Below are 23,736 nucleotides of genomic sequence, written 5' to 3'. Positions count from 1 at the left end.
GGAATATGTCGTTTTCATCAAAAGTAAAAAATGAAGTTTGTAGGTATGATGAATTAGAAGAAAAAGAAGCTATGGCTTTATTATCAGCAATTATGAGAGCAAGTGGAACTTTAACATTTGGAAAAAATAAAGGTATGGGATTTAAAATCACAACAGAAAATGCGGCAATAACTAGACTAGTATTTAAGATATTAAAAAACACACTAAATATACATACTAATATAATGATCAAAAAAAGTAATTCTTTTAAAAAGAATAATGTATACATAATTGTAGTAAATGAGAAACAAGGAGTTAAGAGATTACTAGAAAAAACAGAAGTTGTAAAAATAGAAGAAATAGGTTTTTTTATAAATTATAATATATCAGAAAATTTAGTTTATGATGATGCTACTAAAAAGGCCTATATAAGAGGAGCTTTTTTAGGTGGAGGCAGTGTAAGTAATCCAGAAAAAACGTATCATTTGGAGTTTGTAACCAATGATGAAATGTACGCTAATGAATTAAGTAAGCTTATAAATAGTTATGGTTTGAATTCTAAAGTAATCCAAAGAAAAAGTAATTTTATAATTTATATAAAAGAAGGAGAGCAAATATCTGATCTATTAAATATAATAGGAGCTCATTCCTCATTACTTCAACTAGAAAATATAAGAATAATGAAAGATATGAGAAATAATATAAATAGAATAGTAAATTGTGAGACAGCTAATCTAAGTAAAACTGTAAATGCAGCTGTAAGACAAATAGAAAGTATTAACCTTATAAATAAAGAGATAGGATTGAAACGCTTACCTAAAAATTTAAGAGATATGGCAGAATTAAGGTTAAAATATCCTGATGTGTCTTTAAAAGAATTAGGGGAAATGCTTAACCCTCCTGTAGGAAAGTCTGGAGTTAATCATAGGCTGAGAAGAATAGAAAAAATAGCAGAGGAACTTAGCAAGGAGGGAGATTTTTAGTTATGACAAAGCATGGGAAAGTTATTAGATATGTTTCACAATTGCCTATAGGCACAAAAATTTCTGTAAGAACTATAGCTAATTTACTAGATATAAGTGAAGGAACAGCTTATAAAGGCATAAAAGAGTGCAGTAAAATGGGAATTGTAACTACTATACCTAGAATTGGAACTATTAGAATAAGAAAACCAGATTATAATGGAGAAGAAAATATAACTTATGGAGAAATTGTAAATATAGTAGATGGAAATATAGCAGCAGGGAAAAAAAGCATACATAAAACTATAAATAAAATGATAATAGGTGCAATGACTTTGGAAAGAATAAAAGAATATATAACTCCAAATTCATTAATTATAGTAGGAAATAGAGAAAGAGTGCAAGAATTAGCTTTATTAAATGGTTGTGGGATAATAATTACAGGTGGATTTGAATGTAGCAATTATATAAAAGAGTTAGCAGATACAAGAGGTATGCCTGTTATATGTTCTTTGTATGATACTTTCACAGTGGCAAAGATGATAAACAGAGCTATATTTCATAATAAAGTAAAAAAGAAAATATTATTAGTAAAAGACATAATGAACAAAGAATTTTTTTACTTTAGAAATGATATTCAAATCGGTGAATGTGCCGATATGATAAGGGAAAATAGCAATAAATTTAAAGGTGTTAGTGTTATTCCAGTAGTTAATGAAAATATGAGATTTTTGGGATTAGTAAAGTTGCAAAATATTTTAGAGGAAAATCCATTAGAAAGTATAGAAACCATAATGAAAAAAAATGTAACTACATTAGAGGGAAAAACTTCTGTAGCTTATGCTAATTATATTATAGAAACAGAAGCAAATGACTTTTATCCAGTTATAAGAGGAAAGGAATTAATAGGCACTGTAAAGAGACAGGATATAATACAAGCATTAAAGTATATATCAAAAGAGAATAAGGATTATAGAAATTTAGATAGTGAAATTCTTAAAAATTTTAAAAGTGACATGAAACAAAAATCTATGCATTTTTATGGTACAATAACTCCTGAAATGCTAGATCCTTTAGGTATAGCATCATGGAATTCATTAAATATGCTGATATCATCTATGGCTACTTTTTATTTAAAACAAATGGATGTAACAAATTTATTTGTAGATAACATATCAACTTATTTTATGAAACCAGTACAAATTGATACAGAGATAGAAGCTAATGCTACTATTATGTCATCTAGTACAGCATTTTGTGAGTTTTTAGGTAAAGCCTTTTATAAAGTAGAAGTGAACTTATTTGATGATAAGAAAGATCTTATAGCAAAGTCTTTAATAACTATAAAAGCTATTGAAAACAAATTATAATTTTCAAGAAAGGAGGGCTTTATGGTACATAAAGAATACAATTGGGTTAGTTTACATCAGCATACTGAATACTCTCTTTTAGATAGTTCTGCTAAAATACCAGAATTAATAAAAAAAGCTAAAAAATTAGGTATGAAAAGCATTGCTATAACAGATCATGGAGTTATGTATGGATGTGTAGAATTTTATAAAGAAGCTGTAAAAGAAGGTATAAAACCTATAATAGGCTGTGAAATATATGTAGTTCCAAAGTCCATGTATATTAAAAGAGTAGATAATGATAATGATATATATCATCTAGTTCTTTTAGTTAAAAATGATATAGGGTATAGAAATTTAATGAGGATTGTCAGTAAAGCATCTATAGATGGATTTTATTATAAACCAAGAGTGGATCACGAATTTTTACGAGAACATAGTGAAGGACTAATTGCTTTAAGTGCTTGTTTAGGAGGAGAGATTCAATCCTATATATTAAGAGGAAATATAGAAAAAGCTGAAAAAGTTGCTTTAACCTATAAAGAAATATTTAAAGAAGGTTTTTATTTAGAACTGCAGGATCATGGACTTAAAGAACAAGTTAAGGTAAATAATGAACTTATAGCTATGTCTAAAAGATTATCAATTCCATTAGTGGTCACTAATGATGTGCATTATATAGAAAAAGAAGATTCTAGAGCACATGATATACTGCTTTGTGTACAGACTGGAAAAACTGTAGATGAAGAGGATAGAATGAAGTATCCTACAGGAGAATTTTATTTAAAATCTCCAAAAGAAATGTATGACTTATTTTCACATGTGCCTGATGCAATAGAAAATACAGTGAAAATAGCCGAACAATGTAATTTTAAATATAATTTTCATGAATCTAAGTTGCCTACCTTTCCTCTTCCGGAAAAAGTAAATAATTATGAATATTTAAGAGATCTGTGTTATAAAGGATTAAGAGCAAAATATGAGACTATAGATGAAAAATTAAAAAATAGACTTGAATATGAGCTAAATGTAATAAGAGAAATGGGATATGTGGATTATTTTCTTATAGTGTGGGATTTTATAAGATTTGCTACAGAAAAAGGTATAATGACAGGTCCAGGAAGAGGAAGTGGCGCAGGATCTATTGTAGCCTATACTTTGGGAATAACTAAAATAGATCCAATTAAATACGGGTTAATATTTGAAAGGTTTTTAAATCCTGAAAGAGTGTCCATGCCAGATATTGATAGTGATTTTTGTTATGAAAGAAGACAAGAAGTTATAGATTATGTAGTAGAAAAGTATGGAGAAGATAATGTATCTCAAATAATTACATTTGGAACTATGGCTGCTAGAGCTTGTATAAGGGATGTGGGAAGGGCAATGAATTATTCTTATGCAGAGGTAGACAAGGTAGCTAAAATGATTCCAACTATGTTAAATATAACTATTGATAAAGCATTAGAATTAAATCCAGAACTAAAGGATATATATGAAAATGATTATAGGATAAAGGATTTAATAAATGTGGCTATGAAATTAGAAGGATTACCAAGACATACTTCTACTCATGCAGCAGGAGTAGTAATAGCATCTCATCCATTAGTAAATTATGTACCTTTACAAAAAAATGAAGAAAATATAGTTACACAGTTTACTATGGGAACTCTAGAAGAACTTGGATTATTGAAGATGGATTTTTTAGGATTAAGAACTTTGACAGTAATGAGAGATGCTGTAGCTATGATAAAAGAAAACAGGGGAATAGACATAGATTTAGATAAATTAGATTTTGATGATAGAGAAGTATATAAAATGATAGGAGAGGGGAAAACTGTAGGTGTATTCCAATTGGAATCAGATGGAATGACAAGCTTTATGAAGGAATTAAAACCTGATTCCTTAGAAGATATAATAGCAGGAATAAGTCTTTATAGACCGGGGCCTATGGCAGAGATTCCTAAATACATTGCTAATAAAAAGAGTCCAGAGAAAATAGAATATGTAACACCAGAATTAAAAGATATTCTCTCTGTTACCTATGGATGTATGGTTTATCAAGAACAGGTAATGGAAATTGTTAGGAAATTAGCTGGATACTCTATGGGAAGAAGTGACTTAGTAAGACGTGCAATGTCTAAAAAGAAACACGATGTAATGGAAGAGGAAAGAAAAAATTTTGTATATGGAATTATAGATGAAAATGGAAATATAGAAGTACCTGGATGCATACGCAATGGTATAGATGAAAAAATAGGGAACAAAATATTTGATTCTATGCTGGATTTTGCATCTTATGCATTTAATAAATCCCATGCAGCAGCCTATGCGGTAATAGCTTTTCAAACAGGATATTTAATGAGATATTATCCTACGGAATGTATTGCAGCAATGTTAAATAGCATCATGGGTAATAGTGAAAAAGTAGCATACTATACAAGGTATGCTAAAGAAGAAGGCATGGAGGTACTACCGCCAGATATAAATGAAAGTTATGCTAAGTTTACTGTAAAAGGAAATAAGATAAGATTCGGATTAGCTGCTATTAAAAATGTAGGATTAAATGCTATAGAGAATATTGTAAAAACCAGAAATGAAAAAGGAAAATTTATTAATTTAGAGGATTTTTGCTCTAAATTAGATTTAGGGTGCATAAATAAAAGAGCTATGGAAAGTTTAATAAAAGCAGGAGCTTTTGATAGTTTTAAAATTTTTAGATCTCAAATGTTGGCAGTACATGAAAAAGTTTTAGATTCAATAAATAATGACAAAAAGAAAAATATTCAAGGGCAAGTAAATTTATTTGAAGAGCTTGAAGAAAGTAGTTTAGAGATACAGTACCCAAATATAAATGAATTTGATAAGAAAAGTATACTTTCTATGGAAAAAGAAATGACAGGACTATATCTATCGGGACATCCTTTAGATGAGTATAAGGATGATTTGAAAAATAAAATATCTATAAATATATCAGATATAGTTTCTGATAGTGGGTTAGAAGAAAACTTAATAGAAAGTGAAAGAAAAGTAAAGGATGGAGAGAAAGTTATAATTGGTGGAATAATAACTAATGTAACTAAGAAAATAACAAGAAATAATCAGATGATGGCTTTTATAGAAGTAGAAGATTTATATGGATCTATAGAAGTAATAGTTTTCCCTAAAATACTTTCTAAATATAAAGATATTATATCTGAAGATGAAATTGTTATATTAAAAGGCAGAATTAATTTAAGAGAAGGAGAAGCACCAAAACTTATTAGTGAAGATATAAGTTTATTTTCTCAATATGAGAAGGAGAAAAAAATCTATATAAGAATTGAAAGAAAAAATGATTTAAAAACTTCTCTAAGTCAATTAAGAATAATATCAAATCAGCATTTAGGAAATACGCCTATTTATTTATATATAGAAGAAATTAATCAAACTTATATTGTAAAAGAGGATTTATGGTTAAGTAATAATATAGAAGTTATAGAGTGGATGAAAAGAAGTTTTGGCAATGAAAATGTAAAGGTAGTATAAAAAATATAGTTTTTATTAAATGATAAATGACAAGTTGAACTATAATTTTATTAAAATACTTGTCATTTATCACAAAATTTTTATATTTTGTTGAATATTGAAGTGAACTTTATTACAATAAATATATAGAATAGTAAACACTAAACTATATATGGAGTGGGACTAAAAATGTCCCACCGGTACAAAGGAGGTATATATCCAATGAAAAAAATAGCTGTTTTAACTAGCGGAGGAGATGCACCTGGAATGAATGCAGCCATAAGAGCTGTAGTAAGAACAGGTTTGGATAAAGGATTAACAGTATTAGGAATAGAGAGAGGATTTGATGGCCTTTTAAATGGGGAAATATTTGAAATGACAAGAAGAAGTGTGGCAGACATAATTCAAAGAGGTGGAACTAGATTAAGGACGGCACGATGTGAAGAATTTAAAACTGAAGAAGGACAAAAGAAAGCAGCTGATATTCTAAGAATATTTGGAGTAGATGGTTTGGTTGTAATTGGAGGAGATGGATCATTTCAAGGAGCAAAGGCGCTATCTAAGCTTGGAGTTAAAGCCGTAGGTATACCAGGAACCATAGACAATGATTTACCATACACAGATTATACAATAGGTTTTGATACAGCTGTTAATACTGTATTAGATGCAATAAATAAATTAAGAGATACTTCTACATCTCATGGAAGAGTTAGTGTAGTGGAAGTAATGGGAAGAAATTGTGGAGATATAGCCCTATATTCAGGTTTAGCAGGTGGTGCTGAAAGTATAATTGTTCCAGAATTAGATTTTGATATAGATAAATTATGTAAAACTATATTAGAAGGTAAGAAAAATGGAAAAATGCACAATCTAATAATAGTAGCAGAAGGAGCAGGAAGTGCCAACGAAATAGCTAAAACAATCGAAAGAGTAACTAGTATAGGAACAAGAGCTACTGTTTTAGGTCATATACAAAGAGGAGGAAGTCCTACTGCTAATGATAGAATATTAGCATCAAGAATGGGCAATAAGGCTGTAGAATTATTATTAGAAGGTAAATCGTCTAGAGTAGTGGGAATAAATGATAATAAGATTGTGGATATGGATATACATGAAGCTCTGTCAATTGAACATAAATTTGACGAAAAGTTGTACGAAATAGCTAAGGCTTTATCATATTAAAAATTTTTAGGAGGTAACATTTATGCAAAAAACTAAAATGGTATTTACAATAGGACCAGCTAGTGATAGTGAAGAAATATTAAGTGAATTAATAAAAGCTGGAATGAGCGCGTCAAGGCATAATTTTTCACATGGCACATATGAAGAACATAAAGTAAGAATTGATTTAATAAGAAGATTAAGTGATAAGTTTAATAAAAATATTGCTACAATATTAGATACAAAAGGACCTGAAATAAGAACAGGGGATTTTAAAGATAAAACTGTTGAGTTAAAAGAAGGAAATAAGTTTACTATATATTGTGGGGAAGAAATTTTAGGGGATGAAACAAAATGTTCTATAACTTATGATAATTTACACAACGATGTAAAGAAAGGAGATACCATACTAATAGATGATGGACTTGTAGCTTTAGAAGTTGAAAGTGTAGAAGGAAACAAAGTACATTGTATGGTTAAAAATAGTGGTATTGTAAGTAACCATAAGGGCGTAAATGTACCAGGAGTAGATGTTTCATTACCTTCATTAACAGAAAAAGACAGAGCTGATCTTAAATTTGGATGTGAAGTAGGAGTAGATTTTATTGCAGCATCTTTTATTAGAAAAGGTTCAGACGTTTTAGAAATAAGAAAGGTTTTAGAAGAAAATGGTGGTACAGATATACAAATATTTTCAAAAATAGAAAATCAACAAGGTGTAGAAAATATAGATGAAATAATAAAGTTTTCTGATGGAATAATGGTAGCTAGAGGAGATATGGGTGTAGAATTGCAAATGGAACAAGTGCCTATAATTCAAAAGATGATTATAGAAAAATGTAATAAAGCCGGTAAACCTGTTATTACAGCTACTCAAATGTTAGATTCTATGATAAGAAATCCAAGACCAACAAGAGCAGAAGTTTCGGACGTAGCTAATGCTATATTTGATGGAACTGATGCGGTAATGTTAAGTGGTGAAACAGCTGGAGGAAAATATCCAATAGAGTCAGCTAAAGCTATGGCTAATATTGCTAGAGCTGCAGAAGAAACAATGAACTATGATGAAATATTTAATAAAAAAAGAGAAACAAGGGTACTAAGTGTAGCTAATGCAATAAGTATAGCAACCTGCACAACAGCTTCAGAATTAAATGCATCTGCTATATTAACAGCTACACAAACAGGATATACAGCTAGAGCAGTTTCAAAATATAGACCAGCGTGTCCTATTATAGCAATTACACCAAATAAAAGTGTAGCAAGAAAATTAGCATTAAGTTGGGGAGTATTCCCGATTCTTACAACTGAATTTACATCTACAGATGCCTTAATAGAAAACTCTGTAGAAATAGCGTTAAAAGCAGAGTATATAACAAAAGGAGATCTAGTTGTAATAGCTGCAGGAATACCTGTAAGTTATTCAGGTACAACTAATATGTTAAAGGTTCATGTGGTTGGAGATATACTTGTTCAAGGAAGAGGAAGTGGAAATAATACAGGTTATGGTATAGCTAAGGTTGTAAATAGTCCAGAAGAAGCTGAAAGAGTTGTAGAAAGTGGAGATATATTAGTTGTAAAAGATGCAGATATAGATTATGTCTCTGTATTAAATAGAGTATCAGGAGTTATATCAGAAAGAGGAGGATTAACTTCTCACTTAGCAATAGAATGTATCAGTAATGAAATACCATTTATATGTGGCGCAGGCGGAGCAACGGATGTGTTAAAAAGTGGATATTTTATAACTATGGATGTAAAAAGAGGAATAGTATATAATGGTAGGGTTACCATATGATTTTATGATAAGTATAATAAAAAATATATCAATTTTTAATTCTCTTACTGAAGAAGAAGTGTCTACATTATCTAAATCATCTAAAATAATTAAATTAAAAAAAGGAGAAATTTTATTTAGCGAAAAAGATTTAGTTAATAATATATATATAGTTTATAGCGGAAAGGTAACTGTTTTTAGATTATCTGAAATGGGAGCTAAAAGGGTAATTTATATTTTAGACAAGGGTGAAATAGTAAACGAAGTAATATTTGATAAATTGCCTGCATCGGTAAGTTGTGAAATGTTTGAAGATAGCCAAATATTGTCTTTAAGTAGTAATGATATGTTGAAGGTTATGGAAAGCAATTTTACATTTAACAAGGGTGTAATAGATTCTATGGGTAGAAAAATAAGAAGGTTGTATAGACAGTTAAAAAATACTGTACCTATAAAAATGGATAAAAAACTAGCAGCTAAACTGTGGAAGTTAAGTAAGGATTATGGTGTAAAAGTAAATAGAGGAGTACTAATAAATTTGGATATTACTGTAACTTATCTTGCAGATATGCTTGGTAGTAGCAGAGAGACCATTTCAAGATGCATAAGTGATTTTCAAAAAAGTAATTTAATAGAGTTTAAAGACAAAAAGATAATAGTTAAGAATAGAGAAAGCCTTTCTAGGTATTTTAAAGGGATGTGATATTAATCACATCTTTTTTTTATTTACTGTGATAATGTTAAATTAAATGATAAATATTAATATATAGGAGGGCTGAGGGGTGTTTAGTGAAGAAATTAACAAATTAGCAATTGTTTCAGAAAAAAAACATTCTCTTTTAAAGGAAAGCAAAATAAGGTATTTATTAGCTTCAATGTTAGCAGGAATATATGTGGGATTTGGTATATTGCTAATTTTTAGCATAGGAGGAATGTTATCATCAACTAATTCTCCTTTTACTAAAATAATTATGGGTGTATCTTTTGGTATTGCATTAAGCTTGGTATTGGTTGCAGGTTCAGAATTGTTTACAGGTAATAATCTTATAATGACTGTTGGAGCATTAGAGAAAAAAATAACATGGAAATCTGCACTAAATGTTTGGATTTTTAGTTATATAGGAAACTTTATAGGTTCTTTTTTACTTGGAATAATGTTTGTTTATTCAGGTCTAGCAAAAGGTAACATAGGTAAATTTATATTAAATGGAGCAAAGGGTAAAATAACAGCACCATCTTTGGAACTATTCATACGAGGAATATTGTGTAATATGCTAGTTTGTCTTGCAGTTTGGTGTTTCTTTAAATTAAAAGAAGAAGGAGCAAAACTTATAATGGTATTTTGGTGCCTATTTGCTTTTATAACAACAGGTTTTGAACATAGTATAGCTAATATGACATTGTTTTCTGTAGCTTATATTATACCTCATGGAGTAGAAATTACACTTTTAGGATTGATGAATAATTTATTATGGGTAACTTTAGGAAATTTTATAGGAGGAGCTTTATTTATAGGATGGACGTACTGGTATATATCTAAAAAACAAAGGTAAAGAGGAGGAAAAAAATTGGGATTTAAAATGGAATTAAAGGATTTTAATTATATCTTAGACAAGATATCAGAAAATTATAAAATATATGCACCAAAACTTTTAAAAGGTAAAGGCACATTTTCAGATACAGATATGGTTAGATATGGAGAAGTAAAAACTATAGATGAGATAGAATTTAATAAAAAATCATTATTCTCTCCTAAAGAGACCATATTACCTATAACACAAACACTATTTTATTTTACTGAAGATGAGGTGTTGGAACCTAAAATAGATAAAAAAAATATTCTTATATTCTTAAGAAGTTGCGATATACATGCTGTAAAAAGATTAGATGAAATTTATTTAAAAAATGGATATGAAGATATATATTATAAAAGACTTAGAGAAAAAGTTAAATTTGTATTGATAGAATGTGAAAAAAGTTTTGAAAATTGTTTTTGTACAAGCATGGGAACAAATAAAACAGAGGATTATTCACTATTTGTAAAAAGACAACAAGATAAAGTTTTAGTAAAGTGTAAAGATGAAGATTTTTTAAATATGTTTAAAGATTTTAAAGATGAAAAAGTAGAACCTAAATTTATAGAAGAAAATCAATTAGAAGTAAAAATTCCTAAGATATTGGATAATAGTATATTCCAATCGGACTTTTGGAAAGAATATTCATCAAGATGTATAGCCTGTGGAAGATGTAATACAGTTTGCGGAACTTGTGCCTGTTTTACTATGCAGGATATATTTTATAAGGATAATAAAAATGTTGGCGAAAGAAGAAGAGTATGGTCATCTTGTCAGATAGATGGATTTACAACTATGGCTGGAGGACATGAATTTAGAAAAAATAAAGGGGATAGAATGAGATTTAAGGTAATGCATAAGATACATGATTTCAATAAAAGATTTGGATATCATATGTGTGTTGGATGTGGAAGATGTGATGATGCATGTCCAGAATATATTTCATTTTCAAATTGTGTTAATAAGTTAAATGCTGAAATTGGAGAGGAGAATTAAATTGGAAAACAATATATATTTACCTTTTAAATCAACAATATTAGAAATAATTCCTCATACAGATATAGATTATACTTTTAGAATGGAGTACAAAGGAGAAGTAAAACCAGGCCAATTCTTTGAAGTATCAATTCCTAAATATGGAGAAGCACCTATATCTGTCTGTGGTATAGGAAAAAATTATATAGATTTAACCATAAGAAAAGTGGGAAAAGTAACAGATGTAGTACACACATTTTTTCCTGGAGAACACTTTTTTATGAGAGGACCTTATGGTAATGGATTTGATGTAGACGTATATAAGGGAAAAGAACTTATTATAGCAGCAGGTGGAACAGGACTTGCTCCAGTAAAGGGTGTAATAGAATATTTTACAAATAATATTAATAATGTGAAAAGTTTAAATGTACTTTGCGGATTTAAGTCACCTGAAGATATATTATTTAAAGAAGATATAGAAAGTTGGAGGAAAAATATAGAAGTTATATTAACAGTTGATAATGCTAAGGAAGATTATAAAGGAAATGTTGGGCTTATAACAAAATATGTAGACAAGGTAGATATAAAAAACATAGAAGAAGCGAATGTAATAATAGTGGGACCTCCTATTATGATGAAATTTACGGTACAAGAATTTTTGAAAAAAGGAATACGAGAAGAAAATATATGGGTATCCTATGAGAGAAAAATGTGTTGTGGAGTAGGAAAATGTGGTCATTGTAAAATAGATGATACTTATATATGCTTAGATGGACCAGTGTTTAATTATACTCAAGCCAAGAGACTTATAGATTAGGGGTGATAAGGGAATGGATATAAATACTAAGGCTTTGAAGAAAAATGCATTTAGGGTTACAAAAGAGAGAGGTAAAACGGCAGTTAGGGTAAGGGTACCAGGAGGATATTTAGATGCTAAGTATTTAAATATACTTCAAAATATTGCACAAACTTATGGCAATGGAACATTGCATATAACTATAAGACAGGGTTTTGAAATACCTGGTATACCAATGAAATACATTCCAGAAGTTAATAAAGCACTTCAACCTATTATAGAAGGACTAGAAATCAATCAAGAAAGTACAAATAATGGATACTCAGCATCAGGTACTAGAAATGTATCTGCATGTATAGGAAATAATGTTTGTCCTTTTGCAAATTACAATACTACAAAATTTGCAAAGAAAATAGAAAAGGCTATATTTCCAAATGATTACCATGTAAAAATAGCCTTAACAGGGTGTGCTAATGACTGTATAAAGGCGAGAATGCAAGATTTTGGGATTATAGGTATGACAGAACCACAATATGATTCTTATAGATGTATAGGCTGTAAGGCCTGTGTGGATACTTGCAAGAAAAAATCTACAGGAGCATTAAGCTTTGAAAATTATAAAGTAGTAAGAGATCATAGCAAGTGTATAGGATGTGGAGAATGCATAAATAAATGTCCGACCTCTGCTTGGTCCAGAAGTGAAGACAAATATTTTAAATTGGTTATTATGGGAAGGACAGGCAAAAAAAATCCTAGATTAGCTGCTGATTTTATAACTTGGATAGATGAAGAGAGTATAATAAAAATAATACTTAATACCTATGATTATATTAATGAATATATAGATAGAAATGCTCCAGGAGGAAAAGAACATATAGGTTATATAGTAGATAGAACAGGATATCAAGAATTTAAAAAGTGGGCATTAAAAGATGTTAACTTGAATCCTAAAGCAAAAGTAGAGGATATAATAAAATTTTAATGAATAATATTTTAAAATTAGAGTTATAATAATATAATAGTCTAGTATATTTTAAATTGGACAACTGATTCTTATTATGCACCTGTAAAGGGTGCAATTTTTTTATTTATGAAATATCTATAAATATGATAAAATTAATAAGGATTTAAAAATAAATTATAAAGGTGATTAAATGAAAAAAGATATACCAGTAAAGAAGAATAATATATACAGAGTATCCATAACAGGTATGGGAACAAAAGGTGAAGGCATAGGAAAGATAGATAATTTTACTATCTTTATACCCGGTGCTATTTTAGGTGAGGAAGTAGAAGTAAATATAATAAAAGTAAATAAAAATTATGCAGTAGGAAAATTATTAAATATAATTATAGCTTCTGAAGAAAGAGTGAAGCCAATTTGTGATATTTATACAAGATGTGGTGGGTGCCAATTACAACATATGAGTTATAAAGAACAATTGAATTTTAAAAGACAAAAGGTAAAAGATGCTCTTTTAAGATTGGGCGGTATAGACGTAGAGGTAGAAGCAGTATTAGGTATGAAAAATCCATATAGATATAGAAATAAAGTTCAACTTCCCATTGGGAAAGAAAATGAAAAAGTTAGTATAGGATTTTATGCTCCAAGAAGTCATAATATAATAGATTTAAAAACCTGTCTTATACAAGATGAAAAAGCAGATGATATTATAAAAATATTAAGAGAGTGGATAGAAAAATTTAATGTACCTATATATAATGAAAAAGAACATAAAGGAAATCTAAGACATATAATGGTGCGAACAGCTTTTAAAACCGGTGAAGTTATGGTGGTATTGGTAACTAAAGATAAAAATTTACCTCATAAGGAAGAGCTAATAAATAAACTTATTGAGAATTTACAAGGAGTTGTAAGTATTATTCAAAACATAAACTCCCAAAAGACAAATGTAGTATTAGGGAAAGAATCTATTGTGCTTTGGGGAAAGGATAAAATAATAGATTACATAGCAAATTTTAAATTTGCAATAACACCATTATCTTTTTTTCAAGTAAATCCAATACAAACAGAAGTACTTTATAATAAAGCATTAGAATATGCAGACTTAAAAGGTAATGAAGTTGTATTTGATGCTTACTGTGGAACAGGTACTATATCTTTATTTTTATCTCAAAAGGCTAAAAAAGTATATGGAGTGGAAATAGTAGCTGAAGCCATAGAAAGTGCAAAATTAAATGCTAAGGAAAATAATGTGGATAATGTGGATTTTATAGTAGGCGAATCTGAACAAGTAATACCTGAATTAATAGAAAAGGGAATAAAAGCAGATGTAGTTGTAGTAGATCCTCCAAGAAAAGGTTGTGAAAAATCTCTTCTAGAAGCTATGGCAAATATGTCACCAGAAAAAATAGTTTATGTATCCTGTGATCCTGCAACTTTGGCCAGAGATTTAGGCGTTTTAGAAAAGTTAGGTTATAAAACCATAAGAGTACAACCCGTAGACATGTTTTCCAACACATACCATGTGGAAAATGTGGTTTTATTGGAGAAATTTTAATATTTGAATACATAAATGAGAATTAATGCTAAGAAATATACACAAATTGAAATTATGCGGAAATTTTGTATGTAATAATGTAGAAAAAGGATTTTATAAAACTCTTAAAGGAACACTAATGATATCATCTATTACCTTTGAAGAAAAGATAACAGGACAAGCAAATTTAATATTTCCTGCTGAGAAGATGAGAAAATTTATAAACCTTTGTATAAGCCAGAACAATGAATGCATTGAGAATTATATGAGTTTTTAATATTGTTACCTGATATAAAGGATTATAATAATTATGAGATAATATCTTTAAGAATTGCAAATGCAATTAATAAAGTTAATATTGAGGATATAGATATAAATATATCTTTGAGTATAGGAACTAGCTTTTATCCAAGAGATGGTGAGAATATTGATGAACTTATATCAAAAGCAGATAAAGCTATGTACAATGTTAAAAATGTAGGTGGAAATAGATGTGCTCATTATTAAATTATACATACAAGACAGATGTAAATTTATATTTGAAAATGTTATCATAAAAAATAATAAGCCGTACTTCGGTATGGTTTTTTTTATATAAACACAAATGAATGTAATTTATTTATGTTTGAAAGGTGAATTTACAATTTACTATTTATTAACAATTTATATTTAATTTAGGTATATAATAATATAATTGGATAGATATAAAGTAGTTTTAGAAAGGAGAATGAAGTTTTGCTATTTAATTCAATTCATTTTCTGTTTTTTTTTCCTATTGTTATAATATTATATTATATAATACCACATAAATTTAGGTGGATTTGGTTACTTATAAGTAGTTATTATTTTTATATGAGTTGGAATCCCAAATATGCAATATTAATTGGTACATCTACAATAGTTACATACATAACTGGTATATTAATATATAAGGCAGACAAAATAAATAATAATAAAAAAGCAATTAAACTTAAAAAGTTTTGGGTTTTTACTAGTTTTTTTATTAATTTAGGTATTTTATTTCTATTTAAATATTATAATTTTTTTACTGCAACACTTACAAGGGTACTTTCTGCAGTTAACATATCATTTAATGTATCTAAATTTGATTTCTTACTACCAGTTGGTATATCTTTTTATACTTTTCAAGCTCTTAGTTATACTGTAGATGTATATAGAAAAGATGTTAAAGCTGAGAGGAATTTAGGAAAATACGCTTTGTTTGTATCATTTTTCCCCCAATTGGTTGCAGGTCCAATAGAAAGATCAAAGGATTTACTGCATCAATTTAATGAAAAGCATTACTTTGATTATTATAGAGTAAAAGACGGGCTACTTCTAATGTTGTGGGGCTTTTTTCAAAAAATATTAATTGCTGATAGATTAGCCATATTGGTTAACAATGTATATAATGCTCCACAGAATTATAGAGGATTAGAAATAGTTATAGCAACTATATTTTTTGCACTTCAGATATATTGTGATTTTGCATCTTATTCTAATATAGCAAGAGGAGCTGCTGAGGTTATGGGATTTGAGCTATCTATAAATTTTAAACAGCCCTATTTTTCAAAATCTATAAAAGAATTTTGGAGAAGATGGCATATTACTCTTGGAGCCTGGTTTAAAGATTATTTATATATACCTTTAGGTGGAAATAGACGTAGTAAATTAAGAAATTACTTTAATACCATGATTGTATTTTTAATAAGTGGATTATGGCATGGAGCAGCTATAAATTTTATTATTTGGGGCGGATTACATGGAATATACATAGTAGTAGGAGACATTTTAAAGCCTTTAAAAGAAAAAATAATAAGTACTTTTAAAATTAAACCCAATTCAAAAGGTTTAAAACTAATAAAAATTATAATAACTTTTATACTGGTGGATTTTGCATGGATTTTCTTTAGAGCAGGGTCCTTTACTTTATCTAAAACAATAATTAGGAATATGTTGTATTTCAATCCAGGTATATTTGCATCCGGTAGAATTTATGAATTAGGCTTAGATGAAAAAGACTTTAAAATAGCAATTTTAGGAATATTAATAGTTTTAATAGTAGATATTTTACAAGTCAATAATAATGTACGTAATACATTAGCTAATAGGAATATAGTATTTAGATGGTCCATGTATTTTATTGCTATTATAGCAATTTTAATATTTGGCATATATGGTCCAGGATACAATGCTCAGCAATTTATATATTTTCAGTTCTAGGAGAGGATATTTATGAAAGAAAAAGGTATTTTAAAAGGAACCATAAAAGCTATAATTTTTGTTATAATATGTATGTTTATAGTATCTATTATCAATTCTATATTTATAATAAAAACGGGACATAGGGCTAAATTGACTGAAGGTTTATATAAACATATTGGTGATGAATATGATGTGGTTTTATTAGGATCAAGTCATATGAATAGTTCTATTAATCCAAATGTGTTATGGAATGAATATGGTATAACTAGCTTTAATTATGGAACAGGGGGTCAACCTATAGATGTAACTTATTATTTATTAAAAGAGATTTTAAAAAATCATAATAATCCAATTGTTGTGATAGACTTATATTACTTAGGCAATATATGGGAGTTTGGACAGGAAGGATACATTAGATATGTACTTGATAATATGAAATTTTCCCAAAATAAAATAGAGGCAATTATTAATAGTACACCTAAAACTCAATGGGCAGAGTATATTTTTCCAATTATTAAATATCACTATAGGTGGAAGGAACTAACAAAAGAAGATTTTAAATTTGATACATCAGAAAGCTACTATGCAAAAGGATTTGCTGCTGGTACTGAAAGATATGGTAAGGATAATTTATCGGATTTATCAACTAAAGAAAAAGCAAAACTTCCTCCTAAGTCAGAAAAATATTTATATAAAATTATTGAGCTATCTAAAAAAGAAGGATTCAAATTGGTATTTATTAATGCTCCGCATGATTATACTAGTACAGCTAATGCTAAAAACTGGCATAAAGATCCTGCAAAAATGTTTAATACAGTAGAAAAAATTGCAGCAGATAATAATATTCCATTTATAAATTATTGCAATATATTAGATGAAATAGGGTTTAATTTTAAAGCTGATATGTTTAATAATGGTCATATGAATATTTGGGGCTCAAATAAAGTAACGATGCACTTTGGTAGGTTTTTGAAGAAAAATTTTAATTTGACGGATCATAGAAAAGATAAAAAATATGATCAGTGGAATAAAGATTACAATTTATATTTAGAAAAGCAGGAGCAATAATAAAAATAATGGAGTCATCTATGTTTTGATGACTCCATTATTTTTATTCAATTTCAATTTGTTTTCCAATTTTTTTATCTTTTTCTAGTTTAGGTAGATTTATTTTTAATACCCCATCATTAAAAGAAGCTCTTATATTATTTTCATCTACATTATCTACGTAAAAAGCTCTTTTGAATTCTCCATAGCTTCTTTCGCGTCTTATATAATTTTCATGTTTATCTTCTACTATATCTTCTCTTTTAGCTGAAATTATAATATTATTATTAGAATAATTTACTTTAACAGCATCCTTTGAGATTCCAGGTAAATCTGCTTCAATTATATATTCATCATCAGTTTCTTTTAAATCTGCTCGAAAATCATTTTTAGGAAATTTAATAGGTACTAAGAAATCATTATTAAAGAAATTATCAAAGAAGTCGTCGAAGTAAGCACCTCTTTTCATAGGATTATTTCTTCTAAATGGAATCATATCAAACATTATACCAACCTCCTATATATTTTATATAAAATATAATGTTAAATTAATGGTTTTCTTTTACCTTGTGAATATATTATAACATCAAGGTAAAAGAAAGTCAAAGTCTAAATATATAAATGTTCAGAAATTATTTATATATTATTACACAATATTATTATTTAATAATAAAGTAAATTATATTCAACAATATAAAATTAATTTAATTGTTGTTAAAGATTTTAATTATTAAAATTGAATAAAAGTAGTTAAAACTATATAATTATTTATGAATACATATATAGTAAATTAATCAAAATATAATAATTAAGGATGTTGAATTATGGAAGAAATTTTTAAGAAGATTGATACTAATGATCCAAGACCTGCAAGAGAAATTATTCTAGAAGAACTTAGAGCGGCTATTTTTGATAAAAAACTTAAAGAAGGAGATAGGCTAGTTGAAAACAATATAGCTAAAAGTATGGGAGTTAGTAGAACACCAGTAAGAGAAGCTTTACGCCAATTAGAAATTGAAGGTTTAGCTATAAATATTGCTAGAAAAGGAACTTTAGTAAAAGGTATTAGTAAAGAAGATATTATGGAGATTTATGACATAAGAGAAGTACTTGAAGGCTTAGCAGTTAGAGGAGCTTGTCTAAATATTTCTAGAAAAGAAATATTCAGATTAAAAGAGATAATTAAAATAATGCGGAAATCTATTAATGAAAATGATACTGACAAATATATAAAATCTCATAATGAATATAATAGGATAATACTAGATGCTTCTAAAAATAAACGGCTTGTATCTAATTTAGAATATATATATGAATATTTAAAAAGTATGAGAAAAGTAACATTGTCCAACGAAGTTAGAAGAGAAAAAGCACTCTTAGAGCATAATAGTATAGTTGAGGCAATAGAAAAAGGAGATGAAGTTTTAGCAGAAAAGTTGGCAAGAGATCATGTTATAAATGCTAAAAATGCTTTTATGAGAAAAGAATAAATTATTATTATCTTAATATAAAAACACCTAAATTTTAACAGTATACTGTTAAAATTTAGGTGTTTTTATATTTTGGAAATTTAGTAAAAGAAAATTTTCTTAATTGAATAAACTTTGTATAAAATATATTGATATTTTAGCAGTAATGGTATACAATAGTTAGTGATGGTATACAATTACTATAAATTGTATACAATAGAATATAAAAAGGAGGATTTTATATGGAACTTAAGGTAGTGGCTAAAGCAGGAACTTTGGAATCCAATGATATACAGATAGTAATAGATCCAGATAATGATGGATTAGATATTAAATTGAATAGTGTTGTTATGGCTCAATTTGGAGAGCAAATAGAAAAAGTTATTAAAGAAACTTTAGAATCATTAGGAGTTAAAAATGCGAAAGTATTTGCTAATGATAAAGGAGCAATAGATCCAGTAATTGTAAGCAGGGTTCAAACCGCAGTATATAGATCAGCTCAATCAACAGAGTTTAAATGGATATAAAGGAGGAAGAGTTAATGAAACTTAGACGATCAATGCTATTTGTTCCTGGAAATAATCCAGGTTTAATTAGAGATGTACAAATATATAAACCAGATTCAGTTATGTTTGACTTAGAAGATTCAATTTCAATTACTGAAAAAGATTCAGCACGTTTTTTAGTATATAATATGTTAAAGAAATTTGGAGACTACTACAAAGAAATAAATTTAGAAACTGTAGTTAGAATAAATGGATTAGATACTGAATATGGACTTAAAGATTTAGAGGCTATAGTTTTAGCTCAACCAGATATAATTAGAATTCCTAAAACAGAAACACCAGAGGATGTATTTGAAGTTGAAAGACACATTGAAAGAATAGAAAAAGAAAATGGTATAGAAGTTGGTACTACAAAGATAATGGTAGCTATTGAATCACCTTTAGGTGTATTAAATGCATATCAAATTGCTACTTCTTCTGAAAGACTTATTGGGATGGCTATAGGAGGAGAAGATTTTGTAACTAGTATGAAAACCAACAGATCTCCTGAAGGAATTGAAATGTTAACAGCAAGAGGTATTATAGCAATGGCAGCTAGGGCAGCTGGCATTTCAGCATTAGATTCAGTATATTCAGATATACACAATGATGAAGGATTTTTAAAGGAAGCAAAACTTATAAAACAATTAGGTTTTGATGGTAAATCATTAATACATCCAAGACAAATTGAACTTGTTCATTCAGTTTATACACCATCAAAAAAAGAAATTGATAAAGCATATAAAGTAGTAATGGCAACTGAAGAGGCTATTAGAGAAAATAAAGGTGTATTTACTGTAGATGGAAAAATGATAGACAAGCCTATAATAGACAGAGCAAATCATGTTTTAGCATTAGCTAAAGCTGCTGGTGTTAAAGTAGGAGGTAATTGTGATGAAGCATAAGAGAGTGGATGAAAATTTATTAAAAAATATAAGTGGATATGAAAATAGGAAACCTTATGTTGAGGCATTTGCGTACCATCCAAAAGAAACTTTAAATAATAATGAAGGGTTAAATTTAAAGAATAAGGTAAAAAGAACTAAAGTAGTTGATACTTTAGAAGAGGCAATAAAAAATGCAGGTATAAAAGATGGAATGACAATTTCCTTCCACCATCATTTTAGAGCGGGAGATAAATTAATTATGAAGGTGGTAGAAATTTTGGCTCAAATGGGTATTAAAGACCTAAGAATAGCATCAAGTTCTTTAACAAGTGCCCATGAAAATCTTGTTAAATATATTAAAAGTGGAGTAGTTACTAGAATAGAAACCAGTGGATTGAGAGGTAGATTAGCTACTGAAATATCTGAAGGAATATTAAAGGATAAGCCAGCAGTAATACGTTCACATGGTGGAAGAGCTAGAGCTATATGTGAAGGAGAGCTAAAGATAGATATAGCATTTATAGCAGCATCTTCTTCAGATTGTATGGGAAATGCTAATGGAGTTAAAGGAAAATCTATATGTGGTTCCTTAGGGTATGCAAAAGTGGATGCTGAATATGCTGATAAAGTTATAGTTGTTACAGATACATTAGTAGATTATCCTAATTTTCCTCAAAGTATTTCACAAACATTAGTAGATTATGTAGTAGTAGTAGATGAAATTGGAGATCCAAAAGGAATAATGTCTGGTGCTACTAGATTTACGTCTAATCCTAAAGAATTATTAATGGCTAAAAAGGTTTCAGAAGTTATGTTAGCCACAGGATTATTTGTAGATGGTTTTTCTATGCAAACAGGTTCAGGAGGAGCATCTCTTGCAGTTACTAGATTTGTAAAAGAAGAAGTTAAGAAAAGGGATATAAAACTTAGTTATGCACTGGGTGGAATAACTAAACCAATGGTGGATTTATTAGAAGAAGGGTTAGTAGATACTATATTTGATGTACAATGTTTTGATTTATCTGCAGCAGAATCTATAGGTAAAAATGAAAAACATATTGAAATAAGTTCAGATTTTTATGCTAATCCATTTAACAAATCAGCAGCAGTAAATAAATTAGATTTTGTTATATTAAGTGCCTTAGAAATAGATACAGATTTTAATGTAAATGTTATCTCAGGGTCTGATGGAGTTATTAGAGCAGCATCAGGAGGACATAGTGATACAGCTGCCATGGCTAAGGTGTCCATAGTAGTTGCCCCTCTTACTCGTGGAAGATTATCAACGATAGTAGATAAGGTTACAACTGTTGTAACACCAGGAAGTACTGTTGATGTAGTAGTAACTGATTATGGAGTAGCTGTAAATCCAGCACGTGAAGATTTAATAGAAAAGTTTAAAAATGCAGGAATTGAATTAGTTACAATGGGAGAACTTAGAAGAACGGCGACAAGATTACTAGGAACGCCAAAGGAAATAGAATTTACTGATGAAGTTGTGGCCGTAGTTGAGTATAGAGATGGAAGTATTATAGACGTAATTAGAAAAAGAAAGAGATAAAGCCATTGATTAGGCTATAGAGGGGATTAAAAAAGAGAGTAATTAATAAAAAATGGTAGTTATGGGAGGAAAATTAAGATGAATACAACAAAGGTTACAAAGTTACCTAAAGAAGTTAAACCAGTCTTTAATATATTTGGAATGCCATGGTACATTTTTGTTGGGGCTGCAGTAGTAGTTCTATTTGCAATGACAAATAATTTTTTACCTAATAATATAGTGGGGGCTTTTGCATTACTTTATATAATAGGAATACTGTTTGGATTTATAGGTGATAGAATTCCTATTTGGAATGAATATGTTGGAGGAGGCCCTATACTAGCATTTTTAGGATCAGCAGCGTTAGTTTATTTAGGAATAATACCAGAAAAAAGTGTCAAGACGGTACAATTGTTCATGAAAACAACTAATTTTTTAGATTTATTTATTGCAGTACTTATAACAGGATCCATACTATCGGTTAATCAGAAATTATTAATGAAAGCTTTTTTAGGATATATACCTGCAATATTAGGAGGAGTTTTAAGCGCTTTTTTACTAGGAATTTTAGGAGGCGTAATTTTTAGAATACCTGCTGGTGAAATTGCTACAAAATATGTTTTACCAATAATGGGAGGTGGAACTGGTGCAGGGGCTATACCTATGAGTGAAATATATTCTAGTGTAACAGGAGGAGATTCAGCAGCTTGGTTATCATTTGCTTTATCAATATTAACTATAGCAAATATAATAGCTATAGTAGCTGCTTCTTTGTTAAATAAACTTGGGAAAACAAATGTTGGGAGCAAGTTTAATGGAAATGGTCAATTAATTAGAACTGCAGAGGATATTTCTAAACTAGAAGAAAAGAAAGAAATTAAAATTGAGTCTAAAGAAGTAGCAGCAGGATTAATACTAGCTTGTTCTTTCTATGTATTGGGCAATATATGTTCAAAACTAATAAAAATACCTGAATTTACGTTATTCGGAACAAATTTAAAAATAGATATACACAGATTTGCATGGATGGTAATATTAGTTGCTATAGCTAACGTAACTAACTTAATACCTCTTAGACTAAAAGAAGGTACCAAAAAGTTACAAGGATTTTTTTCGAAACAGTTTACACTAGTGGTTATGGTAGGAGTTGGTATAGCATTAACAGATATTGGTGAACTAATAGCAGCATTTACATTTGGAAACGTTATTATAGCAGGACTTATAGTATTAGGAGCTATATTGGGTTCAGGTGTTGTTGGATGGTTTGTAGGATTTTATCCAATTGAAACATCTATAACTGCAGGGCTTTGCATGGCTAATAGAGGTGGATCAGGAGATATAGCTGTATTAACAGCAGCAGATCGTATGGATTTAATGCCATTTGCTCAAATATCCTCTCGTCTTGGTGGTGGATTAATGTTAATAATTGCTAGTATTATATTTGGTGTTTTATTTTAAATCTAGA

21 protein-coding genes are annotated in these 23,736 nt (G+C 28.8%); 20 read left to right on the top strand and 1 reads right to left on the bottom strand.

Annotated features, from left to right (window positions below; genetic code table 11):
* The first annotated feature begins 5 nt into the window (after positions 1 to 5).
* From whiA to CKV72_RS10565, 15 genes are all read left to right on the top strand, one after another.
* Positions 6 to 962, top strand: a complete 957-nt coding sequence (whiA, locus tag CKV72_RS10635; protein WP_095178242.1) for a DNA-binding protein WhiA — start codon at positions 6 to 8, stop codon at positions 960 to 962.
* Positions 963 to 964: 2 nt separating this feature from the next.
* The gene (locus CKV72_RS10630) at positions 965 to 2,311 is read left to right on the top strand and encodes a DRTGG domain-containing protein (protein WP_089863319.1); all 1,347 of its coding nucleotides are present in this window, start codon (positions 965 to 967) and stop codon (positions 2,309 to 2,311) included.
* A gap of 21 nt (positions 2,312 to 2,332) precedes the next feature.
* A complete protein-coding gene (locus tag CKV72_RS10625; RefSeq protein ID WP_095178241.1) occupies positions 2,333 to 5,815 on the top strand; it encodes a DNA polymerase III subunit alpha in 3,483 nt (1,160 codons plus the stop codon).
* Between the two features lie 201 nt (positions 5,816 to 6,016).
* Positions 6,017 to 6,976, top strand: coding sequence for a 6-phosphofructokinase (gene pfkA, locus CKV72_RS10620; RefSeq protein ID WP_089863324.1), 960 nt, complete (start codon positions 6,017 to 6,019; stop codon positions 6,974 to 6,976).
* A 22-nt stretch (positions 6,977 to 6,998) separates the two neighbouring features.
* A complete protein-coding gene (gene pyk, locus CKV72_RS10615; RefSeq protein ID WP_095178240.1) occupies positions 6,999 to 8,753 on the top strand; it encodes a pyruvate kinase in 1,755 nt (584 codons plus the stop codon).
* Positions 8,734 to 9,435, top strand: coding sequence for a Crp/Fnr family transcriptional regulator (locus tag CKV72_RS10610; RefSeq protein WP_089863328.1), 702 nt, complete (start codon positions 8,734 to 8,736; stop codon positions 9,433 to 9,435). The genes pyk and CKV72_RS10610 overlap by 20 nt, the downstream gene beginning before the upstream one ends.
* Positions 9,436 to 9,514: 79 nt before the next feature.
* Complete coding sequence (locus CKV72_RS10605) at positions 9,515 to 10,285, top strand: formate/nitrite transporter family protein (protein WP_089863329.1); 771 nt, start codon at positions 9,515 to 9,517, stop codon at positions 10,283 to 10,285.
* Positions 10,286 to 10,300: 15 nt separating this feature from the next.
* Positions 10,301 to 11,302, top strand: a complete 1,002-nt coding sequence (gene asrA / locus CKV72_RS10600) for an anaerobic sulfite reductase subunit AsrA (protein WP_089863331.1) — start codon at positions 10,301 to 10,303, stop codon at positions 11,300 to 11,302.
* Complete coding sequence (gene asrB / locus CKV72_RS10595; RefSeq protein WP_089863333.1) at positions 11,277 to 12,098, top strand: anaerobic sulfite reductase subunit AsrB; 822 nt, start codon at positions 11,277 to 11,279, stop codon at positions 12,096 to 12,098. The genes asrA and asrB overlap by 26 nt, the downstream gene beginning before the upstream one ends.
* Positions 12,099 to 12,111: 13 nt before the next feature.
* A complete protein-coding gene (asrC, locus tag CKV72_RS10590) occupies positions 12,112 to 13,059 on the top strand; it encodes a sulfite reductase subunit C (RefSeq protein ID WP_089863335.1) in 948 nt (315 codons plus the stop codon).
* A gap of 172 nt (positions 13,060 to 13,231) precedes the next feature.
* A complete protein-coding gene (gene rlmD / locus CKV72_RS10585) occupies positions 13,232 to 14,599 on the top strand; it encodes a 23S rRNA (uracil(1939)-C(5))-methyltransferase RlmD (RefSeq protein ID WP_095178239.1) in 1,368 nt (455 codons plus the stop codon).
* 25 nt (positions 14,600 to 14,624) lie between these two features.
* On the top strand, positions 14,625 to 14,855 hold the full coding sequence (locus CKV72_RS10580) for a hypothetical protein (protein ID WP_095178238.1): 231 nt from the start codon (positions 14,625 to 14,627) through the stop codon (positions 14,853 to 14,855).
* Between the two features lie 2 nt (positions 14,856 to 14,857).
* Positions 14,858 to 15,085 carry a diguanylate cyclase domain-containing protein gene (locus CKV72_RS10575; RefSeq protein ID WP_157726568.1) on the top strand — a complete coding sequence of 76 codons (228 nt, stop codon included), beginning with the start codon at positions 14,858 to 14,860 and terminating at the stop codon, positions 15,083 to 15,085.
* 228 nt (positions 15,086 to 15,313) lie between these two features.
* Positions 15,314 to 16,801, top strand: coding sequence for an MBOAT family O-acyltransferase (locus tag CKV72_RS10570; protein WP_095178236.1), 1,488 nt, complete (start codon positions 15,314 to 15,316; stop codon positions 16,799 to 16,801).
* Between the two features lie 12 nt (positions 16,802 to 16,813).
* Positions 16,814 to 17,851, top strand: coding sequence for a hypothetical protein (locus CKV72_RS10565; RefSeq protein ID WP_095178235.1), 1,038 nt, complete (start codon positions 16,814 to 16,816; stop codon positions 17,849 to 17,851).
* A 43-nt stretch (positions 17,852 to 17,894) separates the two neighbouring features.
* On the opposite strand, the gene hsp18 is transcribed toward CKV72_RS10565, so the two are convergent.
* The gene (gene hsp18 / locus CKV72_RS10560; protein ID WP_095178234.1) at positions 17,895 to 18,335 is read right to left on the bottom strand and encodes a heat shock protein Hsp18; all 441 of its coding nucleotides are present in this window, start codon (positions 18,333 to 18,335) and stop codon (positions 17,895 to 17,897) included.
* A 319-nt stretch (positions 18,336 to 18,654) separates the two neighbouring features.
* Here hsp18 and CKV72_RS10555 point away from each other — a divergent pair, with 319 nt between their 5' ends.
* From CKV72_RS10555 to citS, 5 genes are all read left to right on the top strand, one after another.
* On the top strand, positions 18,655 to 19,320 hold the full coding sequence (locus CKV72_RS10555; RefSeq protein WP_095178233.1) for a GntR family transcriptional regulator: 666 nt from the start codon (positions 18,655 to 18,657) through the stop codon (positions 19,318 to 19,320).
* Positions 19,321 to 19,541: 221 nt separating this feature from the next.
* Entirely contained in the window at positions 19,542 to 19,826 is a 285-nt protein-coding gene (citD, locus tag CKV72_RS10550) for a citrate lyase acyl carrier protein (protein ID WP_095178232.1), read from the top strand.
* A gap of 14 nt (positions 19,827 to 19,840) precedes the next feature.
* Positions 19,841 to 20,749 (top strand): aldolase/citrate lyase family protein, encoded by a 909-nt coding sequence (locus tag CKV72_RS10545; RefSeq protein WP_176760120.1) that lies wholly within the window; start codon positions 19,841 to 19,843, stop codon positions 20,747 to 20,749.
* Positions 20,739 to 22,292 carry a citrate lyase subunit alpha gene (gene citF / locus CKV72_RS10540; RefSeq protein ID WP_095178230.1) on the top strand — a complete coding sequence of 518 codons (1,554 nt, stop codon included), beginning with the start codon at positions 20,739 to 20,741 and terminating at the stop codon, positions 22,290 to 22,292. The genes CKV72_RS10545 and citF overlap by 11 nt, the downstream gene beginning before the upstream one ends.
* 78 nt (positions 22,293 to 22,370) lie before the next feature.
* Complete coding sequence (citS, locus tag CKV72_RS10535) at positions 22,371 to 23,729, top strand: citrate/sodium symporter CitS (protein ID WP_095178229.1); 1,359 nt, start codon at positions 22,371 to 22,373, stop codon at positions 23,727 to 23,729.
* Positions 23,730 to 23,736: the final 7 nt, after the last annotated feature.

Source organism: Clostridium cochlearium (assembly GCF_900187165.1).
Lineage (GTDB): Bacteria > Bacillota > Clostridia > Clostridiales > Clostridiaceae > Clostridium_G > Clostridium_G cochlearium.
The sequence above is the reverse complement of the archived record's forward strand: the minus strand, read 5'-3'. Positions and strand labels throughout refer to the sequence as shown.